The following is a 7,210-nucleotide window of genomic DNA, read 5'->3' on the forward strand; positions in this document are numbered from 1 at the left end:
GGGCGGCCGCGAGATCGGCGGCGCTGGCCTGGGCGTTGGCCCGGCTGGCCTCGATGGTCCGGCGGATGCGGCCCCAGATATCGGGCGCCCAGCTGGCGCCGAGGGTGACGCGGTAGGTGTTGCGCGCCGTGCCGCCGCTCGATCCGCCGCTCGTCGTTCCGTCGGGATTGACGATGATGGCGCTGCCGCCCTTGCCGCTGCCGGACCGGGTGGCGCTGCCGCCCAGGTTGACTGTTGGGAAGAGGGCGGCGCGCTGTTCGCTGACCAGGCCCCTGGCCTGACGATAGGCGGCTTCGGCGGCGATGATGTTCTGGTTGGAGACCTGCACCCGGGCCTCCAGCCCGTTCAGCACCGGATCGCCGAACAGGGTCCACCAGTCGCCGCGATCGAGGGTGTCCGCCGGTGCGGCGGTCGACCAGCCGGCGGTCTCCTTGAAGGTCGCCGACATCGGCGCGGACGGCCGCGCGTAGTTCGGCCCCACTGCGCAGCCGGCTACGGCGGCGCAGGTCAGGACTGTCAGCGGGGTTCGGGCGAGGCGCATCACGGCGTCCTTCATGCAGGCTGGACCTCTTCCCCGCCGCCGGCGTGGCGGCTGAGGTAGCGCTCGTCGCGATGCCGGCGCAGGCGGTCGAGATAGACGTAGACGACAGGGGTCGTGAGCAGGGTGAGCAGCTGGCTGGCGATCAGGCCGCCGATGATGGCCACCCCAAGCGGCCGGCGGAGCTCGGAGCCTTCGCCGAACCCGATGGCCAGGGGCAGGGCGCCCAGGCCCGCCGCCAGGGTGGTCATCAGGATGGGCCTGAACCGCAACATGCAGGCCTCGCGGACCGCCTCTGCGGCGCTGATGTCGCGCGAACGCTGCGCCTCCAGGGCGAAGTCGATGATCAGGATGGCGTTCTTCTTGACGATCCCGATGAGCAGGAAGACCCCGATCAGGGCGATGATCGAGAACTCCATCTTGAAGATCAGCAGCGCCAGCACCGCGCCGACGCCGGCGGAGGGCAGGGTGGAGAGCACCGTGATCGGGTGCACCATGCTCTCGTAGAGCACGCCCAAGACGATGTAGATCGCCACCAGGGCCGCGGCGATCAGCGCCGGCTCTTGTTTCAGCTGGTCCTGGAAGCTGCGGGCAGTGCCCTGGAAGCTGCCGCGGACGTTGTTCGGCATGCCGATGTCGGCCTCCGCCTGGGCGATTGTCGCCTGGGCGTCGCTGAGCGAGGCGCCCGGCGCCAGGTTGAAGGAGACCGTTGTCGCCAGTTCGCCGTCCTGGTGGTTCACCGCGGCCGGCGTGGCGCGCTGGCTGAACTTGGCGATGGCGGTGAGCGGCACCATTCGCTGCACGGAGGTGTTGAGGGCGCTGCCCGTGGAGGGATCGCGCAGCGCTGGATTGGCGACCGGCGCCGGCGTCGTGCTGGTGCTGGCGCTCGTGGCTGCCGCGGAGGTCGTCGCGCGGGTCGTGGCCGGCGCCCTCGGAGCTGGGGCGGCGGACGCCGCGCTGCTGGCCGGCACGTAGACCTGGCTCAGGGCGTCGGGGCTGCGCGTGAAGGCCGGCGCCGCCTCCATGACCACGCTGTACTGGTTCAGGTCCTCATAGATCGTCGCGGCCTGCCGCTGGCCGAAATTGTCGTAGAGGGCGTTGTCGACGTCACGGGCGGACACCCCCAGGCGCGATGCGGTGTCCCGATCGACCTCGACGAAGGCTTCCACCCCATTGTCCTGCTGGTCGGTGTTGACGTCGGTCAGGGTGGGATGGCCGTCCAGGGCGTCGGCGAGCTTTTGCGCCCACACCTTCAGGTCGGCGGCGTTGTCGCTCTTCAGCGTGTACTGGTAGGTGGCGTTGGCCTGCCGGCCGCCCATCCGCACGTCCTGCTGCGGATTGAGGAACAGGCTCACGCCGGTCACCCGGGCGAGCTGGGGCCGCAGGCGGGCGATCACCTGCTGCCCGCCGTCCTTGCGCTGCGATCGCGGCTTCAGATCGACCGACAGGAAACCGCCGCCAGCCCGCCCGCCGCCGGTGAAGCCGACCACGGTGGCCACCGCCGGGTCGCGCCGGATGATGTTCACCAGGGTCCTCATCTTCCGGCCCATCTCTTCGGAGGAGATGCTCTGGTCGGCGCGCAGGCCGCCGTTCAGCCGCCCGGAGTCCTGTTGCGGGAAGAAGCCCTTGGGGATGGCCATGTAGAGGTAGACGTTCAGGCCGATGACGGCGATCAGGATCAGCATCACCAGCGGCTTGGCGGCGAGCGCCCAGTCGAGGCTGCGCCCGTACATGCGCAGGACGCGGTCGAAGCCGGCCTCGAAGAACCGCGCCACCCGCCCGGGCTCGCGCTCGTCCGCCTTCGGCCGCAGCAGGTAGGCGCACATCATCGGCGTGGTGGTCAGCGAGATCAGCAGCGAGATCAGCACCGCCGCCGACAGCGTCACCGCGAACTCCCGGAACAGCCGCCCGACCTGGCCGCCCATGAACAGCAGGGGGATGAACACCGCGACCAGGGAGATGCTGATCGACAGCACGGTGAAGCCGACTTCGCGGGCGCCCAACAGAGCCGCCTGGAAGCGATCCATGCCGGCCTCGAGATGGCGGCTGGTGTTCTCCAGCACCACGATGGCGTCGTCGACCACGAAGCCCGCGGCCACCGTCAGGGCCATCAGGCTGAGGTTGTTGAGGCTGAAGCCCAGCAGGTACATCGCCCCGAAGGTGCCGAGCAGCGAGACCACGGTCGCCACCGCCGGGATCACCGTCGCCCGCACGTTCCTCAGGAAGGCGCTGACCACCAGCACAACCAGGACCGTGGCGATCAGCAGCGTGATCTCGATCTCGCGCAACGACGACCGGATGCTGGTGGTGGCGTCGGACGCCACCTGCAGCTTCACGTCGCTGGGCAGTTGCGCGGACAGCAGCGGCAGGGTGGCGCGCACCTCGTTGACCGTCTGGATGACGTTGGCGTCGGGCTGCTGGGTGACCAGCACGACGATGGCGGGCTTGCCGTTGAACAGGCCGATCGTGCGGGTGTCCTGCACGCTGTCGATGACGCTCGCCACGTCGGACAGCCGGACCGGCGCATTGTTGCGGTAGGCGACGATCAGCCCCTGGTAGTAGGCAGCCTTGGCGCCGCCGGTGTTGGTGTAGATCTGCAGCCGCCGGCCGCCTCCGTCCTGCACCATGCCCTTGGGCCGATTGGCGTTGGCCGACTGGATCGCCGCGCGGACGTCCTCCAGGCTTACCCCGAAGCGGTTCAGCGCGAAGGGCGAGATCTCCACCCGCACCGCCGGCTGCGAGCCGCCGCCGATCTCCACATCGCCGACCCCGGTCACTTGCGAGAGGCGCTGCTGCACGATGTTGTTGACGCTGTCGTAGATCTGGCCGGGCGTCCTGGTGTCGGAGGTCAGCGCCAGGATGATCACCGGCTGGGCCGCCGGGTTCATCTTGCGGTAGGTCGGGTTGCTGCGCAGCGAGGCCGGCAGGTCGATGCGGGCGGCGTTGATCCCCGCCTGCACCTCGCGGGCCGCGGCGTTGATGTTCTTCGAGAGGTCGAACTGCAGGCTGATCCGCGCCGAGCCGGTAGAGCTGGACGAGGTGATCTCGTTGACGCCGGCTATGGTGCCCAACCTGCGCTCAAGCGGCGTCGCCACGCTGGAGGCCATGGTCTGCGGGCTCGCGCCGGGCAGGTTCGCCTGCACCGAGATCGCCGGGAAATCGACCATCGGCAAGGGCGCCACCGGCAGCACCATGAAGCCCGCGATCCCGGCCAGGGCCAGGCCGATGGTCAGGAGCACCGTGGCGATCGGCCGGCGGATGAAGGGGGCGGAGAGGTTCACGTCGCGGCCTCTGGCCCCGGCTCCGGACCCGGCGCGCCGCCAGGCTCGGCCTGCGGGGCGGGCTTACCCCGCGCCGCATCGGTCCTGCGCGCCAGCCGGTCGAACGCCAGGTAGACCACCGGCGTCGTGAAGATGGTCAGCAACTGGCTGACGATCAGCCCGCCGATGATGGCGACGCCCAGCGGCCGGCGCAGCTCCGCGCCCTGTCCGACGCTCAGCATCAGCGGGATCGCCGCGAACAGCGCCGCCATGGTGGTCATCAGGATGGGGCGGAAGCGCAGCAGGGCGGCCTGGTGGATCGCCTCGCGCGGGGTCTTGCCCTGCTCGCGTTCGGCGTCGAGGGCGAAGTCGATCATCATGATCGCGTTCTTCTTCACGATGCCGATCAGCAGGATGATGCCGATGATCCCGATCACCCCCAGGTCGTTGCCGGTCAGCATCAGGGCCAGCAGCGCGCCGACGCCCGCCGAGGGCAGGGTGGAGAGGATGGTCAGCGGGTGGATGTAGCTCTCGTAGAGCACGCCCAGGACGATGTAGACGCAGACCACCGCCGCCAGGATCAGCCACAGCTCGTTGTTCAGGCTCCGCTCGTAGGCGCCGGCCGCGCCCAGGAAGGTCACGGTGATCCCGTTGGGCTTGCCGAGCTTGTCGACGACCTTGCGGATGTCGCTGACCGCCGCGCCCAGCGAGACGCCGGGGCCGGTGTCGAAGCCCACGGTCGCCGCCGGGAACTGCGCCACGTGGCGCACCGCCAGCGGCGCGGTCCGTTCCTTGATGGTCGCCACCTGCGCCAGCGGCGTCGAGCCGCCGGTCGATGGCAGCTGCACCTCGGCCAGCCCCGCGGGCGTGGCCTCTGTCGGCCGCGATTCCAGGATCACCCGGTACTGGTTGGTGTCGGTGAAGATGGTCGAGATGATCCGCTGGCCGAACGCCGAATAGAGTGCGTCGTCCACCGCCGCAGGCGTGATCGAGAGCCTCGCGGCCGTGTCGCGGTCGACGTCGACAAAGGCCGACAGCCCCTCGTCGGCGGCGTCGGTGGTGACGTTCTGGAGCTTCTTTTCCTTGGCCAGCGCCTCGGTCAGCTTCACCGCCCAGTCCTTGACCTGCTGGGTGTTCGCGCCCTCCACCGAGACGCGGTACTGGGTCGGCCCCGACTCGGCGTCGACGGTCAGGTCTTGGGTCGGCTGCAGGTAGAGCTCGACACCGGGCACCCGCGCGGCGCGGTCGCGCAACCGCTGGATCAGCTTGGGCTGCGAGCCGTGGTGCGGCTTCAGGTTGATCAGCATCTGGCCGTCGTTGATCGTCGAGTTGTTGGCCCCGTCGACGCCCACGAAGGAGCTCAGGTTGTCCACCGCCGGGTCGGCCAGGAGGGCGTCGGCGACCTGCTGCTGCAGCTGCACCATCCGCGGATAGGACACCGTCTCGGGCGCCTGCACGCGGGCCTGCAGCTGGCCGGTGTCCTGCACCGGGAACAGCCCCTTGGGGATGACGATGTAGAGCAGGACGGTGAAGGCGAAGGTGGCGACGGCCACGATCAGGGTCGCCTTCTGGCGGTCCAGCACCCAGGTCAGCGCCCGGTCGTAGCGCTCGACGACGCGGTCGAACTGCCGTTGCACCCGCTCGCCGAAGCTGCCCGGCGTGACGCCCTCGTGCGAGCGCATCCAGCGGGCGGCCATCATCGGCGTCAGCGTCAGCGACACCACCGCCGAGATCAGGATGGTGATGGCGAGCGTAATGGCGAATTCGCGGAACAGGCGCCCGACCACGTCGCCCATGAACAACAGCGGGATCAGCACCGCGATCAGCGAGATGGTCAGCGATATGATCGTGAAGCCGATCTGCCGCGCGCCCTTCAGCGCCGCCTCGAACGGCGGCTCGCCCTCTTCGATGTGTCGGGAGATGTTCTCCAGCATGACGATGGCGTCGTCGACCACGAAGCCGGTGGCGATGGTCAGCGCCATCAGGCTCAGGTTGTTGAGGCTGAAGCCCAGCAGGTAGGTGATCCCGCAGGTGCCGATGAGCGAGATCGGCACCGCCAGTCCGGCGATCACCGTGGCCCTGAGGCTGTGCAGGAAAAAGAAGATCACCAGCACCACCAGGACGACGGCGATCAGCAGCTCGATCTCCACGTCGTGGACCGAGGCGCGGATGCCGGTGGTGCGGTCGGCGAGCACCGTCACCTTCAGCCCCTGCGGCAGCGAGGCCGTGAGGTCCGGCAGCTGGGCCTTGATTGCATCGACCGTCTTGATGACGTTGGCGCCGGGCTGGCGCTGGACGTTGACGATGATCGCCGGCGTCTTGCCCGCCCAGGCGCCCAGCCGCACGTTCTCGGCGCCCTCGAACACCGTCGCCACGTCCGACAGCCGCACCGAGCCGCCGTTGCGCGAGGCGATGATCAGGTTCTTGTAGTCGTCGGCGGTGAGCAGCTGGTCGTTGGCGTTGATCGTGTAGCTGCGCGTCGGGCCCTCGAAGCTGCCCTTGGCGGTGTTGGCGTTGGCCGCGCTGATCGCGGTGCGCACCGAGGTCAGCGACAGGCCGAGGGAGGCCAGCGCTTGCGTGCCCACCTGGATGCGCACCGCCGGCCGCTGGCCGCCGGACAGCGTCACCAGCCCCACGCCCGAGACCTGGCTGATCTTCTGGGCGAGCAGGGTGTCGACCAGGTTCTGCACCTCGGTCAGCGGCAGGGTGTCGGAGGTGACCGCCAGCGTGATCACCGGCGCGTCGGCCGGGTTCACCTTGGCGTAGACCGGCGGCGCCGGCAGGTCGGCGGGCAACAGCGTGCCGCCGGCGTTGATCGCGGCCTGCACCTCCTGCTCGGCGACGTCGAGGCTTTCGGTGAGCGTGAACTGCAGGGTGACGATCGACGCGCCCGCGGAGCTCACCGAGCTCATCCGCTCCAGGCCCGACATCTGCCCGAACTGACGTTCCAGCGGCGCGGTCACCGTCTGGGCCATCACCTCGGGGCTGGCGCCCGGATAGAGGGTCCGCACCTGGATCGTGGGGTAGTCGACCTCCGGCAGGGCGGAGAGCGGCAGGAGCTTGAACCCCACCAGCCCGCCCAGCACGATCGCCAGCATGAGCAGGGCGGTCGCGACGGGTCGCATGATGAAGGGGCGTGACGGGTTCATGCGCGGGGTCCGGCGGGGACTCTAGACCTCAACCGCCGGCCGGCGGTTGCGGCCGGCGCGGCATCTTGGCCAGGGCGTCCTTGCAGGCTCCGCTGGCCTTTTCTGTGTTCTGGCGCAGGCACATCATCGCCTCGCGGCCTTGCTGGCCCGGGCAGAGCTTCTGCATGTCGGAGCCGCAGGCCTGCATCATCGCCTGGCGGGCCGCGGCGAATTCCGGCGAGCCGCCACCGCCACCGCCGCCACCGCCGCCACCGCCGCCGCCG

Annotated in this window: 4 protein-coding genes; all 4 read right to left on the bottom strand. The window is 69.7% G+C overall.

What is annotated here, in order from left to right; all coding sequences use genetic code 11:
- The coding region (locus JWP28_RS05335; protein ID WP_299540820.1) for a TolC family protein at positions 1-556 on the bottom strand (556 nt) is incomplete at its 3' end.
- Positions 553-3,819: an efflux RND transporter permease subunit gene (locus JWP28_RS05340; RefSeq protein ID WP_299540823.1), complete on the bottom strand. Its 3,267-nt coding sequence runs from the start codon at positions 3,817-3,819 to the stop codon at positions 553-555. The genes JWP28_RS05340 and JWP28_RS05335, both read right to left, overlap by 4 nt.
- Complete coding sequence (locus JWP28_RS05345; protein WP_299540826.1) at positions 3,816-6,947, bottom strand: efflux RND transporter permease subunit; 3,132 nt, start codon at positions 6,945-6,947, stop codon at positions 3,816-3,818. Before JWP28_RS05345 ends, JWP28_RS05340 begins: the two co-directional genes overlap by 4 nt.
- A 28-nt stretch (positions 6,948-6,975) precedes the next feature.
- The coding region (locus JWP28_RS05350) for a hypothetical protein (protein WP_299540828.1) at positions 6,976-7,210 on the bottom strand (235 nt) is incomplete at its 5' end.

The organism is Phenylobacterium sp. (assembly GCF_028290885.1).
In the GTDB taxonomy this organism is placed as follows: domain Bacteria; phylum Pseudomonadota; class Alphaproteobacteria; order Caulobacterales; family Caulobacteraceae; genus Phenylobacterium.

Excerpts from the sequence above, each read along its gene's own strand:
- JWP28_RS05345 (WP_299540826.1), bottom strand. The coding sequence starts at position 6,947 with ATGAACCCGTCACGCCCCTTCATCATGCGACCCGTCGCGACCGCCCTG.